Below are 16,902 nucleotides of genomic sequence, written 5' to 3'. Positions count from 1 at the left end.
ACTATAATATTAAGTCAGCTTTTTTAAATGATTAGCCTTTTACACAAAGGCATTAAACCAAGTTAAATCAAAATGCATTTATTCTATATATCAATCATGCAAACACATTTCTATATTATTGAACTTTATTAATACTCAATAAACACAAGTACATCCTATATTACATATTTATAATATAATCATTTCCTCATCACATAAGAGTACCCGAAATATAGCTGAGTAATCAAACTTCAAGACTCCAACTACAGTTATCGAGTATTTGATTCTCAAAAGGCCTTATATATTAAAATAACCTATATTCTATATAGCATAAATTCTTATGGTGCTATAAGTCACCTTATTACTAAAGCCAAATTTAATTTAAAAATTGTACACTATAGTTTTTCATACAGCTGTCGTATAAGTAAATATTCGCCACTTAGAATAAGTTAATAATTGAACTTAACTCATTCTAATCCGGAACATAAATTAGCTTACAATATTAACTTATTTATATATAGAACACTTTTACTTCATCGTATGAAAGGATATACAAAAGGAAGGATACTACACCGCCTCATCGGGATGGTGTTTTTGTCTTTGCTCACAATCCAGGCCGCATTCGCACAGACTCCCGGCCTTATTACACAACAAGCCAGAAGTGGCGGGCAGCTTATTTTAGACCCCAATCAAGATAATTATATATCTGCGACAGCTTCTGGTTTCTCTGGTACAAATGACATAGGAGATGGCATAAGCGAGATACCATTTCGTACTTTGCCTATGTTAGGCACAGAACCAGTAGGTGATGTAAAAAACGGGGCATCTGACGGTCATACAGATTTTGTAAGTCCTTCTCCTTTACAAGCCTATTACAACGGGCAGCATTTGATGTTTCGGATGCGAGTGGGAGGCGCTTCTACTTCCCAGCGTGGCTATAGTGTCCTGATTGATGCCAACAACACTTTCGCAGGTACGGGGCCTAACCCTGGCTTTGAATATGAGCTAGTACTGGCCTCAGGCTTTAATTTCAGATTAATTCAACACACAGGCACAACGCGCCAAACAATTTTAGAAGGCGCAGCTACCCAGTTTTCGCAAAGAGCAGTAGCAGCCAGTACCGCTGGAGGAACGCCAGATTACTTCATTGATTTTTATGTGCCTCAATCCGCATTTGGTGGGCAAATTACAACTACAACACCGCTGCGCATGGTAGGCAGCACTGTAAACCGTGGGCAGAGCGCATTAATTGAACTCACGCAGGTGGCCGATGTGGCAGGCGTCAACTTCCTCAGTTATAACCAGGATGCCTTGGCTGCCTGGCGAGACATTATTACCACATTCCCTCCAACTACACTCAATGACCTTGTAGCAGATGAAGTAGGCGAAATAAGAACCTTCCCCCCAATCATCAGTTCACCTATTACAGCAGGCGCCACAACCATCGGAGGCACATCCCGTGAAGCGGCCGGCACTATCATTCAGGTGCTTCGCAATGGCACAACACTCGGTACGACTTCCGTCACGTCGGCAGGTACCTGGATCTTTACTGTGCCCTCAGGCACGACTCTAGCAGCAGGAAATCAAATCACAGCTACTGCCACTGCAACAGGACGTCCTGTTTCTGCAACCTCAAATACAGTAATTGTCACAGCTGCAGTCTGCACTACTCCTCCTCCAGCCATCACAGGCTTAAATTCTCCCCGACGAGAAATCAACGGCACAGCTGCGCCTGGAGCCGTAGTTCGCGTATACCGCAATGGTGTATTGGTTACGACCTCTACAGGTGCACAGTCTACTGTAGCCAATGCTCAAGGCCTATGGGTTTTGATTGTTTGCCCTCCTGGGGGCGGTTCAGGCAACAATAACTGTGTCGGGAACGGTATATTTACCGCAACCCAGCAAATCGGAACAGGCTGTGAGTCTAACCCTTCTACCCCTTTCAATAATGGTTTAGCAGACAACACTAGCACCCCGCCAACGATCGGCACATCGCCATTATGTGTTACAACCTCCTCTATTTCTGGCACGACAGCACCAAGTGCCTTTGTAACGTTGTTTCTAAATAATCGACCTGTTAACCTTGTGACAACCTCTAACAATGCCTACACCGTTCAGTCTGATGCTGCGGGTGCTTGGACCATTACAGGTAACTTAGGGTTTAAGCAAGGTGATGTTATCTTTGTAAGATCCAGAACTGCTTCTGCTTATTATGGGCAATCCTCTTCTGCGACTGTAGTCACTTGCCAGTCTACCCCTCCCGTTATTACGGGTGAATACTGCGGCGTAACGACCTCTGTGTCTGGAACGTCCACTGAGCCAGAGGGCACTTCAATTCAGATTTATGCAGACGGAATAGCCGTAGGCACTCCTGCCATGGTTAATCAGGCGGGCTTCTGGACTGTGAGCGGACTTGAGATTCCGCAAGGAATAGCCTTTACAGCCAGAGCTACAGCACCTAATAGCAGCCAAAGTGTGGACTCCGCGCCCGTTACAGCAACACCACAAACCTCTGCAGAAGGACTTGCCGTTAATGGTCCGATCACCGAAGGTTCTACAACTATAACGGGTACAGGTACAGCCGGTGCGCAGCTCACAGTATACATAGATGGCACCCCCTATACCCCAATTACAATCCCTCCTTCCGGAAGCTGGAGCTTAACTGGTTTTTCAACAACAGAATTGTTTCCTGGCGCCGAGGTAACGGCCACTCAAACTATAACCGGCCAGTGTGCGAGCGAACCAGCAGAAAGTGTGTTTGTTGACTGCAATCCGCTCACTACATCTTTTTCAGTAACATCCAGCTCGGCCTCAACAATTTGTGGCGGCAGCACACCTGTTACGATCAACGTGGCGTCCTCACAAACGGGCGTGGCATATACCATTATCTTACCGGACGGCAGCACTAGCGGAAGTTCAGTCTTAGGTACAGGAGAAGCTATTACTTTGATATCAGGACCGATAGCAAATAACTCTGGCACCAACCAAAATATTGAGCTAAGAATTAGAGCCAGGAGAATAACGGGCAGTCAGGGACCTAACCTTCCGGAGAGTTGTGAGGCTATTCTTAACGAAAGCATTACGCGCACCATATTACCTCAGCCTCCTATCAATTATACCTTAACCCCATCTTCTAGCAATGTATGCGCAGGCTCGACTGTAAACGTGCAGCTTATGCCTTCTGCTACTGGCTATACCTATCAATTGGTAAACGAAGCAACCGGCGCTCTGGTGGGTACAGCCGTGAGTGGTACCGGTGGTGCGATTACACTCTCTACAGGTGCGATCAACTCTGGCAATTCGTATGGTGTCGTGATAATCAACTCGGCAAACAGCTGTACTTTCACCGATCCAGGGCGCTACACTGCTACCATCTCCGGACCAGCTATCGACAGGCCTTTCTTTACTCCTACAACCTCTGTCTGTGTGGGTGGGGCAGCCAATCTTTTCTTATCAACCCAGGCAAATTCAACTTATCGTTACAGTGTGTATAGAGTGGCGCCTGGCGGTGTCACTACCCAAATCGCGAATAATCTAGTTGGCAACGGGGAAGTCAGGGTCGTTTCTACAGGAGTGCTCAACACACCTGGAACCTACTCTTTCTATGCAGAAGTAACCGGCGGAAGCTGCCTGCAACCGATCAGAATATTAGAGGATGCCACGATAGTAGTAACTAACGACGCTGGGGTGGCTAATGCAGGCGAAGACCGTACCGTGTGTGGCAGCGATGTTATTATTTCGGCTGCTGTGTCACCAGACCCGGGAACAGGGATTTGGGAATTTGTAGGGGACCCAAGAGGTGCCACCATCATTAATCCTAATAGTCAGACGACTACTGTAAGAGGGTTGCAAACCGGTACCTATACCTTACGCTGGACTGTTACCACTGCCTGCAGCGGCTCACCATCAGCCACTTCAGTCGACGAGATGACAATTACCGTAAATTGCCCTTCGACTTATGTAATTATGCCGCCTAAATACCGTGATGAGTACATTCCAAACGATATGCTAGCCGTGGCAAGTGATTCTGATGGCGGTATAGCTTCGGCCATTCTTCTGGCTGGTTCGCTACCTCCAGGTGTAAGCCTCAATGCCACCAACGGCGATATTTTCGTTGTGAATCCGGATGCACTGGTCACAGGTCTCTATACATTCACCGTAAGACTGGCAGACGTCACAGGCGCTACCACAGATATCACACTGACTTTGGAAATTCTCGAGAATTCACCTGTCATCATCCCGCTCCCAGTCGAACTGGTGTACTTTACGGCTACCGTCCGTAACAACCAGGCAACGTTGCAGTGGCTGACAGCCTCTGAGCAGGACAACGACCGCTTTGAGATTGAGCGCAGTGCGGATGCGAAGTCCTTCGAAAAGATTGGCACCGTAAAAGGCAAGGGTACCTCCAGCGTAGAGAATAAGTATGAATACGCAGACAGGACACCGGTACAGGGCACTGTGTACTACCGACTCAAGCAGGTAGACCTTGACGGTGAATTTGCCTACAGCAAGGTGATCGCCGTGAATGCGAAAGGGCTTGCAAGCGAATTGTCCACGCAGGTATACCCGAACCCATTCCCAGGCATGGTAAAACTAACCCTGACCGCACCACAGAAACAGGCGGCAGAGATGGTCATCTATGACATGAATGGCAGACAGGTGCTTCGCAAGACCCTTGAACTGGAAGCCGGTGTAAACAGCATGGAGTTGCAGTTGCAGCAGCTGCAGTCCGGAATGTATTTCCTGAAAATTGTGAGTGATGGCATGGAGTCCACAACCAAGCTCATCAGAAACTAATCAGAGCCAGAATCATGAAAAAAAGTCGGCAGCCGGAAATGGCTGCCGACTTTTTTATTTATTTGACATGCTTCCGAGGAATAACTGCCCTGAAAATCTTTGCTTTTTGTTAAATTTGCAACTTAGCGCAAATTTCTGCCCTGCCGTCTGTTTACAAAAGCTACGATGGAACATGCGCTAGTATAACCTATTCATTTCAAACTGCTTAGATGAAAGTTTTAAAATTCGGGGGCACCTCTGTCGGGTCAGCCGGAAGAATGAAAGCTGTGGCCGACCTGATTTATAACGAAGAGACAAAGATCGTTGTGCTCTCTGCTATGTCAGGCACCACCAACCAGTTGGTACAAATCGCCGAGAAGCTGTACCAGAACGCCAACCAGGAAGCGAATGCGCTTATTGATGCGCTACACGATAACTATAAACGGGTGGTAGAGGAGCTTTATACCTCAACTGAAAAGAAAAAACAGGCTCTCGAACTGATTGCCACACATTTTGATCACATCCGGTCTTTTACACTCGACTTATTCACAGTGTATGAGGAGCGTGCCGTGCTAGCACAGGGCGAGCTATTATCCACCGCTTTGTTTCAGTTTTTCCTGGAAGAGCAAGGTATAACCTCCGTATTGCTACCTGCCCTCAACTTCATGAAAATCGATGAGAATGAGGAGCCGGACAATGCCTATATCGAGAAAAACCTGAAACTGGAGTTGGAGAAATACCCGGGCATCAACCTATTCATAACGCAAGGTTATATCTGCCGCAATGCCTACGGTGAAGTGGACAACCTGAAACGTGGCGGCTCCGATTACTCTGCCTCGTTGATAGGCGCTGCAGCCAATGCGTCGGAGATCCAGATTTGGACAGATATTGATGGGATGCACAACAACGATCCACGGGTGGTAAAAAATACATTCCCGATTGCGGAGCTTTCGTTTGACGAAGCGGCAGAGCTGGCTTATTTCGGTGCCAAGATCCTGCACCCATCCAGCGTGTTGCCTGCCAAACAAAAGAATATACCTGTGCGTCTGCTCAACACGATGCAGCCTGAAGCCCCCGGCACTACCATTTCGGCCCAAAGCGGTGGCGGCAGTATCAAGGCGGTGGCAGCCAAAGATGGCATTACCGCAATCAAGATCAAGTCCGGGCGCATGCTCCTGGCTTATGGTTTCCTACGCAGCGTCTTTGAGGTGTTCGAAAGGTATAAGACCCCGATCGACATGATCACGACCTCCGAAGTAGCTGTTTCGCTGACCATAGACAACCCTAAATTCCTGAGCGAGATAACCCGTGAACTACAGGAGTACGGACAGGTAGAGGTTGACAAAGACCAGTCCATCATCTGCGTGGTAGGCGACTTCATTGCCGAGCGCAGCGGTTCCGGGCTGAAGATTTTTGAGTCACTGAAGGATATTCCGCTTCGCATGATTTCCTATGGCGGAAGCAAGAACAACATCAGCTTATTGATCAACACAGCCGATAAAGAAAGATCCCTGATCTTGCTCAACGATGGCATTTTTGAAAGGAACAACCACAATGCTTAACCATCCACTACAGGAGTTGCAGCAGCACGCCACTCCTTTTTATGTATACGACCTTAACCTGCTGCGCCAAACCCTGCAGCAGGCCAAGCAGGAAGCTGATAGGTATAACTTTCAGGTACACTATGCCTTGAAGGCTAACACCAACCGCCCTGTTCTGGACGAAATGCGCCAGGTTGGCTTTGGTGCTGACTGCGTGAGCGGCAACGAAGTAAAACGTGCCATAGAGAACGGTTTCCCGGCACACCACGTGGTATTTGCCGGAGTAGGTAAATCCGACGCAGAGATCAACTATGCCCTGGACCAGAATATTTTCTGCTTCAACTGCGAATCGAGCCACGAGTTGATGGTGCTGAACGAACTGGCAGCAGCTAAAGGAAAAACAGCCCAAATTGCGTTGCGCATAAACCCTAACGTAAACGCCAACACGCACAAGTACATCACAACTGGCCTGGAGGAGAATAAGTTTGGCATAAACGCCTGGGAACTGCCAGATGTGCTGGCTTTGCTCAAAACCTTGCCCAACCTGTCGCTGATAGGGTTGCATTTCCATATCGGCTCCCAGATCACGGACCTGTCAGCTTTCCGCAACCTGTGCACTCGGGTCAATGAGTTTCAGGATTGGTTTGAGTCGCACCAGATTCAGTTGGAGCACATCAACGTGGGTGGCGGACTTGGCGTGGATTACTATACTCCGGATGAGCAACCTATACCTGATTTTGCAGCTTACTTTTCGCTGTTTAACCAGTTTCTGGAATTGCGTCCTGGTCAGCAGGTTCACTTTGAACTGGGCAGGGCATTGGTGGCACAGAGCGGTACGCTGATTTCGCGTGTGCTGTACATCAAAAAAGGCGTTTCAACTAATTTCGCCATTCTAGATGCCGGCATGACCGAGCTGATCCGTCCCGCTTTATACCAGTCCTTCCATAAGATAGAGAACCTCAGTAGCACTTTACCCGAGGAGCGCTATGATGTGGTTGGCCCTATCTGCGAATCGTCTGACTGCTTTGGCAAGGCGGTCATGCTACCCGAGACTAACCGCGGCGATCTGATTGCTATCCGAACAGCAGGTGCCTATGGCGAGGTAATGGCTTCGGCCTACAACCTGCGCGACAAGGCAGCTGCTGTATACCTTGGTTAGTGCTTTAATACACTCAAAAAAAGGCCCTGTTCTGTTTCCAGAGCAGGGCCTTCGTTTTTCAACCACAAAATCTATAGCCAAGGATTATTACATTTCAAGGGATACCACAAAGTCAGGTTCGGCATGTTTAATAAGCGGTTGCTCATGGAAAAAGTTTGCCATTTCCAGCGCATTGCCTTTTGAGTTTTTGTCAGCCCGCAGTATATAGGTTTCATCACTGAGAGAGGTGACTATAGCGGTTCTGGTGGCATTAGCCAGACGTTCCAATACCTTACCTGCTTGCTTATGATCCTTCACCGTCACAATAAACTCATTGGAGATCCCCAGCAACTGCACACCAGCGCCACTATCCATTAAAAAATATGGAGCGGCATAAGCTATACCTGGATCTTGCTCCAGCACCCTGATAGCCTGCTCCACCTGTTTGCAGCTCAGACCATCGACCAACTGCACCGGGTATAACCGTGCAGAATTGGTGCGCACCTCCTGCCCAACGCTTTCTATAAACCCATGCTTACCAGCAGCAAACACTGCCTGCTCATAGGTATAGCTATCGTCAAAAGCAACCAGAGCCATCCGGCTGTGAACGTTACCCAAGGCTTTTGACTGACCATCATAGTAGTAATTGTAAAACGCACAGGGCGCACCGCCACCCGCATGGGCAGGATTTAGCAAACCCGGATCGAAACGCACATTGCGAATAGGTGTAGGGTTGTCGTTCCTGCAGGAGGAGAATATAACTATTAAAAGTAATGTGCTGAATAAGGGTATATAGATTTTCATTGCCTTAGGTGTTATGTACCGTCCATAAATATTTTATTGTACGATAGCAGAACAAGAAAGAGACATAAATATCAATCTTATTTATAGACCCGCTTTATAGCCCAACATGAGCAACTGAAAAACAGCTATTTAACCCTTAACAACAACAAGCAAACACAATTTAAAATACAAAATATTTTATTTTTTCAAATTGAATTATTTCCATAGTTTACACTTTGATTGGCACAAATGAAGCAGGCTGACAAAACAGTGACAATCAACTTTTGCCATCAAAGTGTTGCGTTACACCAGCAGGGCTGTGACTGCTGTAAATTTTTCCAATACAGGTGCCAATGGCATGGACTCAGGTAGATGCGCCACAAAAACACCCTGCTCTTTAAGTAGCTCCTGGTGTTCTAACAGTTTTTCCTGCTGAACCTTTACGATCACTTGATTTGAAACCTCCGTTTTGTGCACCGCAATAGGTTGCAGCGATCCGAGCAACGCGGTGAGCGATTGGGGTGCGTGCAGCAACACCGTGATGGGCTCCTCAGGCTGCACCACACTTGCATTAGTCACACACAGCTTGGGGTAAGTATAGCGATAGCCACGCACGGCTGCCGAAATGTCCGCCCACACTGCCGAGCCTGTCGGGTGGCTGCCCGCACCGCGCCCTTTCAGAAACTGCTGCCCGGCAAACTGTGCGTTCACCTCCACGCCGTTAAATTCTGCCTCAACATCATAAAGCGCATCCTCTGCAACGACCAGCGTTGGGATCACCTGCAGCGACACATTCCCGGCATTATCTGACCTGATGGTGCCGACCAGTTTTATCCTTGCCCCAACTGCGTCGGCCAGGTCAATTGCTTCTGCCGTTATATGGCTGATGCCAAAATGCAACACCTGGCTCGGGTGCACCAGCAGGCCATAGGCATGCGCTGCAACAATGCAGAGCTTGTGGAGCGCGTCTATACCTTCCACGTCCAGGGCAGGGTCGGCCTCAGCAAAGCCGAGCGCCTGTGCTTGCTCAAGTGCTGCTGCATAGCCAACCTTCTCCTGGTGCAACTTACTCAGGATATAATTAGAAGAGCCATTCAGTACACCCCGTACCTCTAACAGCGGCTCCGAGCCATAATAAGCTTCCAGCGTGCGCAAGATCGGAATGCTGCCACAGACAGATGCCTCATAAAGCAATACCCCGCCATACCGCTGCTGCAAGCTGATGAATTCCGGCAGGTTCTCGGCTATTACTTTTTTATTGGCCGACACAATGGTTTTACCTTGCTGCAATGCTGCTCTTATAATCTTAAGAGCTTCATCTGGCTCGCTAATCAGTTCTGCCAGAATGTCCAGCGAAGTATCCTGCAACACCTCCTGCACATCGAAGGTGAAAGCGGCCGCCGGCAGGGTGCGCGGTTTGTCTTTATCCTTCACGCAGATCCGGCCGATCTCCAGACCCAGATGCGGGTTGGCCGCGACGATGTCGTACAGCCCCTGCCCTACGCATCCAAACCCAATCAGTCCAATGCGCTTTTTAAACTTCTGTATTTTCATAGTGTCGTTCTTTTAATGTCTCTGCTTGATAAAATGACTGAATTGCATGGGTGAGTTGCGCTTCTTCTACCAGAAACCCGTCGTGCCCATAAGAGGAATGGATCAGGGCGAAGCTGGAGCCGGGTACCTGCTGGTGTAGCGCTAACTGCTCCTCCACCGGAAACAGCAGATCAGTCTCTACGCCTACAAAAAGGCTTCTGGCCCTAAGTCTCTTCAGTGCTTTCTCAACCCCTCCCCGGCCACGGCCAATATTGTGAGAGTCCATGGCTTTGGAAAGCAGCCAGTAGGTATAAGCATTGAAGCGTTGCGCCAGTTTATCGCCCTGGTATACCTGGTAAGATGATGCCCTGAAATTGTCGGTCGTACTGTGGCCAGGCTCCTGCTGCGCCGCTTCATAACAGGTATAGTGCCGGTAAGAAAGCATGGCAATGGCGCGGGCTGTTTTCAAACCTTCCAAACCGGATTCCCTGGAATTGCCGCTCCAGCTCGGGTCTTGCCGGATAGCCATACGCTGGCTCTCATTAAAGGCGATGCCCCATGCCGAGTGCCGGGCATTGGATGCCACCTGTATCAGGTTCTGAAATATATTAGGCTCCTGCAAGGCCCATTCCAAAGCCTGCTGTCCGCCCAGCGATCCACCCAGCAAGGTATGGATTTGCCCCAGTCCCAACTCCTGCCGCAACAGATCAAAAGCTTTAACAATGTCCCGGTTTGTCAACTGCGGGAAGCTGTGATAAAACGGCTGCAAAGTTCTAGGATCAACAGACAATGGACCGGTAGAGCCATAGCAGCCACCCAGCGTGTTGGCACACACGATGAACCAATCAGCAGGATCATACAGCTTGCCTTTGCCGAAAAGCCCGCCCCACCAGTCGGTGAAGTCCGAGCTGCCGGTCAGGGCATGGCAAATCCACAGCACGTTGCTGCGTTCCTTGTTAAGACGACCGTAGGTGGTGTAAGCAAGCTGGAAGCCGGGAAGCGAGGCCCCCGACTCCAGTGCAAACTCCTTTTGGTAATGGAAAATTAAATGCTCAGGCATCAGATTAGTTTAAAACGGCTTCGGCCTCGCCTTGCTTTATCTTGGCAAAAGCCTGTTCCAGGTCAGTTTTTATATCATCGATGTGCTCTATACCTGCTGAGAGGCGAAGCAAAGTCGGCTCCACGCCCGCGCCTACCTGCTCCTGCTCCGAGAGTTGCTGGTGCGTAGTAGAGGCAGGGTGTATGATCAGTGTTTTAGCGTCCCCCACATTAGCCAGATGACTCACCAGTTGCAGGCTGTTCACAAAAGTCTCCGCCTGTTTTTTGTCACCTTTCAGCTTGAAGGAAAGCACGCCCCCAAAGCCACGTTTCAGGTATTTCTTCGCCAGGCCATGGTATTTGCTTGAAGACAAACCAGGGTAGTTCACGCTTTCCACCTGCTCATGTTGCTCCAGCCACTCAGCCAATATCTGGGCGTTCTGCACGGTTCTGTCCACACGCAGCGAGAGCGTTTCCAATCCCTGCAGCAGCAGGAAAGAGTTGAACGGGCTCAGCGCCGGACCAAAATCCCGTAGCCCTTCGACCCTCGCCCTGATCGAGAAGGCAATGTTGCCAAAGGGACCATCTGCGCCGAACACCTCCCAGAAATTAAGCCCGTGGTAGCCTTCGGATGGCTCTGAGAATTGCGGAAACTTGCCATTGCCCCAGTTGAAATTTCCGCCATCTACAATCACGCCGCCAATACTGGTACCATGCCCGCCAATCCATTTGGTAGCAGACTCCACTACCACGTTGGCCCCATGCGCTAGCGGCCGAAACAGGTAGCCGCCCGCCCCAAAGGTATTGTCTACCACCAGTGGAATAGCATGGGCTCGTGCTACTGCAGCAATTGCCTCAAAGTCCGGAATGTTAAAACGAGGGTTGCCAATAGTCTCGACATAAATCGCCTTCGTGTTTTCGTCGATGAGCTTTTCATAACTCTCCACTTCGTCGTTCTCCGCGAAGCGCACCTCTATACCCAGGCGCTTGAAGGATACTTTAAACTGGTTGAATGTACCGCCATACAGGAAACTGGTGGACACAAAATTGTCGCCGGCCTGTAGAATGTTGTTGAGGGCGATGAACTGCGCCGCTTGCCCTGATGCCACTGCCACAGCCGCCACACCGCCCTCGAGGGCCGCAACGCGCTTTTCAAACACATCGGTGGTTGGGTTCATGATGCGGGTATAGATATTGCCAAACTCCTTAAGCGCAAACAGGTTGGCACCGTGCTCGGCATCCTTGAAAACATAGGACGAAGTCTGGTAGATGGGAACAGCACGCGAACGGGTTGTTGGATCAATTTCCTGGCCAGCGTGCAGCTGCAATGTTTCGAAATGAAGTTGAGTAGACATACTGAGTTATTTTGAGATGAAAAATATATAGATCAGATTAGCTTGTCCGGAGACAAGAAATGGAAGAGATGCAGCAAAACCCACAGCAACAGACAGCGCCTGTGGCTTAAAGGCAATATGCAGCAGTAATGATGGGGATTAGGTCAGTGCGCTAACAACAGCAGCAGCACATGCGCATGGGGTTGCACATGACAACAGCATGCGCAAAAGCATGCGGGTATAGCGGCAGGTAGGCTGCCGAAAAAGAAATAAAATACGCTGTTGGCTTAATTCCCTTGTTCATAACGTTATCAATTTATATTCTTCCGAAAATCCGGAATCAGGAATTAGCACCTTGCCAAGTGGCTGGTTGCTAGCGCTTCACAGAGCCTGTCTCTCCACGCTTCTTTATAAATCAATACCCCAAAGGGATATCTGACTTGATGGGAACAAAGCTAGAGGACGTTTTTTTTAAATCCAAATTTATACCTGAAAATAATTTTGAAATATCTCAAAGCCCCAGCAATATCACCCTGACTACCAACAATTTACACCAAGACGTTTTTATTCTGAACACAAAACCTTAAAGCATCATCTACCATAAGTATAATTGCAGGCAGAGAACATAAGTTTAGTGTGGCTGTTGTGAGATTAAAATGAATCGAAATATACTGACATGAGGATACTGCTGACAGGTGCAAATGGGTATATCGGCAAACGGCTGCTGCCGGTGCTGGTAGAGCAGCAACATGAGGTTGTGTGCCTGGTACGGGATCCCCGTCGTTTCAGCATAGCAGAAAGCCTGCGCGACAAGGTGCAGGTGGCAAAAGGCGATCTGCTTAAGCCGGAGTCGCTGCAGGACCTGCCCCGCGACATGGACGCTGCCTACTACCTTGTGCACTCCATGGGCACGGGAAAAGCCGATTTTACACAAGCAGAGCAGGAATCGGCCGCTAACTTTGTGGCTTATCTCAACCAAACCACCGCCAGACAACTGGTATACCTGAGCGGCATATCCAACGACGCGCATCTATCCAAACACCTATCCTCGCGCAGGCAGGTGGAGGACGTACTCGATCAGGCAAAGGCGTCGCTGACCGTGCTTCGCGCCGCAATCATCATTGGTTCTGGCAGTGCCTCGTTCGAGATCATCCGCGATCTGGTGGAGAAGCTTCCTGTGATGATCACGCCCAAATGGCTTAACTCCAAGTGTCAGCCTATCGCCATACGGGACGTCGTGTTTTACCTCACCGCTGTACTGGGTCGGGCTGATTGCTACGAAAGACGCTTTGAGATCGGCGGACCGGATGTCCTCACTTATAAACAGATGCTCCTGCAGCTGGCTGAGCAGCGGCACCTGAAACGACGCATCTATACCTTGCCGATACTTACGCCCAAACTATCGTCCTACTGGCTCTATTTTGTGACCAGCACCAGTTACTCGCTGGCACGCAGCCTGGTGGAAAGTCTTCGAAACGACGCCGTGGTGAAAGACCCATCCATCCAGCAGCTTATTCCGCACAAATGCCTGAACTACGAGAGTGCCATTAATCTGGCTTTTACCAAGATCGAACAAAACCTGGTGGTTTCCAGTTGGAAGGACGCACTGGTAAGCGGCACACTCCCACTCAACTTTATGGATTTTGTACAAATACCAGAAAACGGCGTATTGGCCGACAAGCAGAAAGTACGTTTCGACAGAGACCCGAATGAGGTGATGGACAATGTGTTGAGCATTGGCGGCGAGCGCGGCTGGTACAAAACAGACTTCCTGTGGGAGATCAGAGGGCTGCTTGACAAATTGGTGGGAGGTGTAGGGTTACAACGGGGTCGGCGGCACCCTGTGGATGTGCAGGCAGGCGATACGATTGATTTTTGGCGCGTTCTGGCAGTTGACAAAAAAGGACGCCGCTTGTTGCTATACGCTGAAATGAAGCTACCAGGCGAGGCTTGGCTCCAGTTCAGGGTATGCGAGGAACCCGATGGAAATTACCTGGAACAACTCGCCGCTTTCCGCCCTGACGGATTGGCCGGCAGGCTGTACTGGTACACCATGCTTCCCTTCCATTATATAATTTTTAAAGGAATGATCCTGAACATTATCAACTATAGAAATGACAAACAGAGGTTGCCTCAATTCGAAGACAAACATTCTAAATAATATGCAAACTATAAATATCAAAATATAAAACTTTCACTATACTGAAGAGTATAAGGCAGTATAGCAGACAAACTATATTTACAAGGATTCGATGCAAGCTTCTATTGGCCTATTATTTATTTCTCACCCAATAAAATATAGTTAACTTTGCCGCTCTCTAACCCAATAAACCTAATGGAGGCCATAAAAGAAACCAACTTCTCCTTCGCCGGGCAGACCGGTTTTTACAGAGGCAAGGTTCGCGACGTTTATTATTTTGAGGATCGTCTGGCTATAGTTGCCACTGACAGAATATCAGCTTTTGACGTGGTATTGCCGCGTGCTATACCTTACAAAGGGCAGGTACTGAATCAAATTGCGAGCCTGAACCTAAAGGCTACCTCAGACCTGGTACCCAACTGGGTTATCGCAACGCCGGACCCGAACGTAACGATCGGATACCGCTGTGAACCCTACAAGGTAGAAATGGTCATCAGAGGCTATCTGGCTGGCCATGCCTGGCGCGAATACAAAGCCGGCAAGCGCATGGTGTGCGGAGTAGCTTTACCGGAAGGCCTGCGCGAGAACGACAGACTGCCGGAGCCCATCATTACACCAACGACCAAGGCTGACAAAGGGCACGATGAGGACATTACCCGCGAAGAAATTCTGGCAAAAGGCATTGTATCTGAGCAGGAATATATTAAATTAGAGTCTTATACGCGGGCGCTCTTTGCAAGAGGCACGGAGTTAGCCAGACAGCGGGGGCTCATTCTGGTCGACACCAAGTATGAGTTCGGTAATTACAACGGGGAGATATACCTGATCGATGAGATCCATACCCCTGACTCGTCCCGCTATTTTTATAGTGATGGCTACGAGGAACGTCAGCGAAATGGTGATTCACAGAAGCAGCTCTCGAAAGAGTTTGTGCGCCAGTGGCTCATCGAGAACGGTTTCCAGGGCCAGGAAGGGCAGGTAGTACCGGAGATGACCGACGAAGTGGTGAACAGCATTTCGGACCGGTATATTGAATTATACGAGGTTTTTACCGGTCAGCCTTTTCACAAGGAAAGTTATGATGATGTGCTCTCACGCATTGAGAATCACATAGAAGAAAACATTTTTAACGCAAAAAATTAGAATAATTAACGTGGATTTTGGTACATTCGCGTTTAAATCCTTTACTGGTAGATCTATGAAGTACACGATTGATAAGAAAGAAAACTACACCATTATCACGATAGATGAGAAAAAGCTGGACACTTCAATCGCTCCGGATCTGAAATCTGAATTCGTGAAGTTGAATGCCGAAGGGATCACCAACTTGATTCTTGACCTCAGCAACGTAAAATATACCGATTCATCTGGATTGAGCTCTATCCTGATCGCAAACAGATTGTGCAACTCTTCCAATGGCCTGCTGATCCTGACCAGCCTGCAGGACCATGTGATGAAATTGATCACTATCTCCAAACTGGAGTCTGTACTCAACATTCTTCCAACGGTAGAGGAAGCGATTGACCGTGTGTTCCTGCATGAGATCGAGCAGGACCTGACAAATAAGGAAGACTAAGTCATTTATACTTTGTGGATTTCGAACTCAGAATACTCGGCAGTTCGTCGGCCACACCCTCGGCAAACAGACACCATACAGCCCAGCTGTTAACGATCGACAATCAGTACCACCTGATTGATTGCGGAGAAGGAACACAAATGCAGCTGATGCTTTACAAAATAAAGCATCAGCGCATTTCCAATATCTATATCAGCCACCTGCATGGTGACCACTACTTTGGTCTGGCTGGCCTGCTCTCCACCATGCACCTGCAGGGACGCCAAATGCCCCTGCACCTCTTCGGCCCTCCCGGCCTCTCCGAAATCCTAAGCTTACAGCTCAAGTACTCTGGCACTAACCTGTGCTACAAGCTTATTTTCCATGAGTTGGATACCACCTGTTACCGCAAAATCTACGAGGACAAGAAAATCACGGTGCACACCATCCCGATGGAGCATCGCATACCTTGCTGCGGTTTCCTGTTCCGCGAAAAGCAAAAACCACGATCGCTCATCAAAGAGAACCTGCCTGGTTTCCTGACGCCGCCGCAACTGGTACGCCTCAAGTGGGGAGAAGACATAATGGACGAGCAGGGCAATATACTGGTGCGCAATGCGCTGGTAACACTGGAGCCCAAGCGCAGCCGCAGCTACGCCTACTGCGCCGACAGCAGGTATAAGCCTGAGTTGATTACGTACCTTCGTGGCGTGGATTTACTTTACCACGAGGCCACCTTTACCGATGATCTGCGCGACCGGGCACACTATACCTTCCACAGCACTGCCCGCCAGGCTGCTGAACTAGCCGCGGCCGCCCAGGTGCGTCACCTGCTGCTTGGGCACTTCTCCGTGCGCTACAAAGACCTTACCCCGCTCCTGAACGAAGCCCTGGAAGTTTTTCCTAAAGCAGACTTGGCTGTGGAAGGAAGTATCTTCTGCGTGCGGGAGTAGGATCCCATACCTTTCCTGGCCAACTATGCGGTCATTTTCGGAAAGCTTTATCCATTTATTCAATCCTTTCCTTTCATGTTACTTGCGTCGCTTTTCAAGCAGCTGGCCGCTGAATTATGCGCAACGCCTGCC

Annotated in this window: 11 protein-coding genes and 1 riboswitch; of the genes, 7 read left to right on the top strand and 4 right to left on the bottom strand. The window is 49.0% G+C overall.

The window, feature by feature from the left end; all coding sequences use genetic code 11:
• Positions 1 to 762: 762 nt before the first annotated feature.
• From H9Q13_RS17990 to lysA, 3 genes are all read left to right on the top strand, one after another.
• Positions 763 to 4,776 (top strand): T9SS type A sorting domain-containing protein, encoded by a 4,014-nt coding sequence (locus tag H9Q13_RS17990; protein ID WP_224744155.1) that lies wholly within the window; start codon positions 763 to 765, stop codon positions 4,774 to 4,776.
• 209 nt (positions 4,777 to 4,985) lie between these two features.
• Positions 4,986 to 6,317, top strand: a complete 1,332-nt coding sequence (locus H9Q13_RS08415; protein ID WP_191183306.1) for an aspartate kinase — start codon at positions 4,986 to 4,988, stop codon at positions 6,315 to 6,317.
• On the top strand, positions 6,310 to 7,455 hold the full coding sequence (lysA, locus tag H9Q13_RS08410) for a diaminopimelate decarboxylase (RefSeq protein ID WP_191183305.1): 1,146 nt from the start codon (positions 6,310 to 6,312) through the stop codon (positions 7,453 to 7,455). Before H9Q13_RS08415 ends, lysA begins: the two co-directional genes overlap by 8 nt.
• Positions 7,456 to 7,542: 87 nt before the next feature.
• Here lysA and H9Q13_RS08405 read toward each other — a convergent pair whose 3' ends face one another.
• The 4 genes from H9Q13_RS08405 to H9Q13_RS08390 form a co-directional block, all read right to left on the bottom strand.
• On the bottom strand, positions 7,543 to 8,238 hold the full coding sequence (locus H9Q13_RS08405) for a hypothetical protein (RefSeq protein WP_191183304.1): 696 nt from the start codon (positions 8,236 to 8,238) through the stop codon (positions 7,543 to 7,545).
• A 282-nt stretch (positions 8,239 to 8,520) separates the two neighbouring features.
• Complete coding sequence (locus tag H9Q13_RS08400) at positions 8,521 to 9,771, bottom strand: homoserine dehydrogenase (RefSeq protein WP_191183303.1); 1,251 nt, start codon at positions 9,769 to 9,771, stop codon at positions 8,521 to 8,523.
• Positions 9,752 to 10,810 (bottom strand): homoserine O-acetyltransferase family protein, encoded by a 1,059-nt coding sequence (locus tag H9Q13_RS08395; protein ID WP_191183302.1) that lies wholly within the window; start codon positions 10,808 to 10,810, stop codon positions 9,752 to 9,754. Before H9Q13_RS08395 ends, H9Q13_RS08400 begins: the two co-directional genes overlap by 20 nt.
• A 4-nt stretch (positions 10,811 to 10,814) precedes the next feature.
• Positions 10,815 to 12,143, bottom strand: a complete 1,329-nt coding sequence (locus H9Q13_RS08390) for an O-acetylhomoserine aminocarboxypropyltransferase/cysteine synthase family protein (RefSeq protein ID WP_191183301.1) — start codon at positions 12,141 to 12,143, stop codon at positions 10,815 to 10,817.
• Between the two features lie 292 nt (positions 12,144 to 12,435).
• A riboswitch (SAM riboswitch) is annotated at positions 12,436 to 12,539 on the bottom strand.
• A gap of 259 nt (positions 12,540 to 12,798) precedes the next feature.
• Between H9Q13_RS08390 and H9Q13_RS08385 the strand changes: the two genes are divergently transcribed.
• The 4 genes from H9Q13_RS08385 (at position 12,799) to H9Q13_RS08370 (ending at position 16,770) form a co-directional block, all read left to right on the top strand.
• On the top strand, positions 12,799 to 14,283 hold the full coding sequence (locus H9Q13_RS08385) for an SDR family oxidoreductase (RefSeq protein WP_191183300.1): 1,485 nt from the start codon (positions 12,799 to 12,801) through the stop codon (positions 14,281 to 14,283).
• A 174-nt stretch (positions 14,284 to 14,457) separates the two neighbouring features.
• Positions 14,458 to 15,405 carry a phosphoribosylaminoimidazolesuccinocarboxamide synthase gene (locus H9Q13_RS08380; protein WP_191183299.1) on the top strand — a complete coding sequence of 316 codons (948 nt, stop codon included), beginning with the start codon at positions 14,458 to 14,460 and terminating at the stop codon, positions 15,403 to 15,405.
• Positions 15,406 to 15,460: 55 nt separating this feature from the next.
• Positions 15,461 to 15,838: an STAS domain-containing protein gene (locus H9Q13_RS08375; protein ID WP_191183298.1), complete on the top strand. Its 378-nt coding sequence runs from the start codon at positions 15,461 to 15,463 to the stop codon at positions 15,836 to 15,838.
• Positions 15,839 to 15,852: 14 nt separating this feature from the next.
• Positions 15,853 to 16,770 carry a ribonuclease Z gene (locus tag H9Q13_RS08370; RefSeq protein ID WP_191183297.1) on the top strand — a complete coding sequence of 306 codons (918 nt, stop codon included), beginning with the start codon at positions 15,853 to 15,855 and terminating at the stop codon, positions 16,768 to 16,770.
• The last annotated feature ends 132 nt before the right edge of the window (positions 16,771 to 16,902 follow it).

Origin of the sequence: Pontibacter aquaedesilientis, from assembly GCF_014773225.1 — a bacterium.
GTDB lineage: Bacteria > Bacteroidota > Bacteroidia > Cytophagales > Hymenobacteraceae > Pontibacter > Pontibacter aquaedesilientis.
Note: the sequence above shows the minus strand (reverse complement) of the source record. Positions and strands in the feature narration are given on the sequence as shown.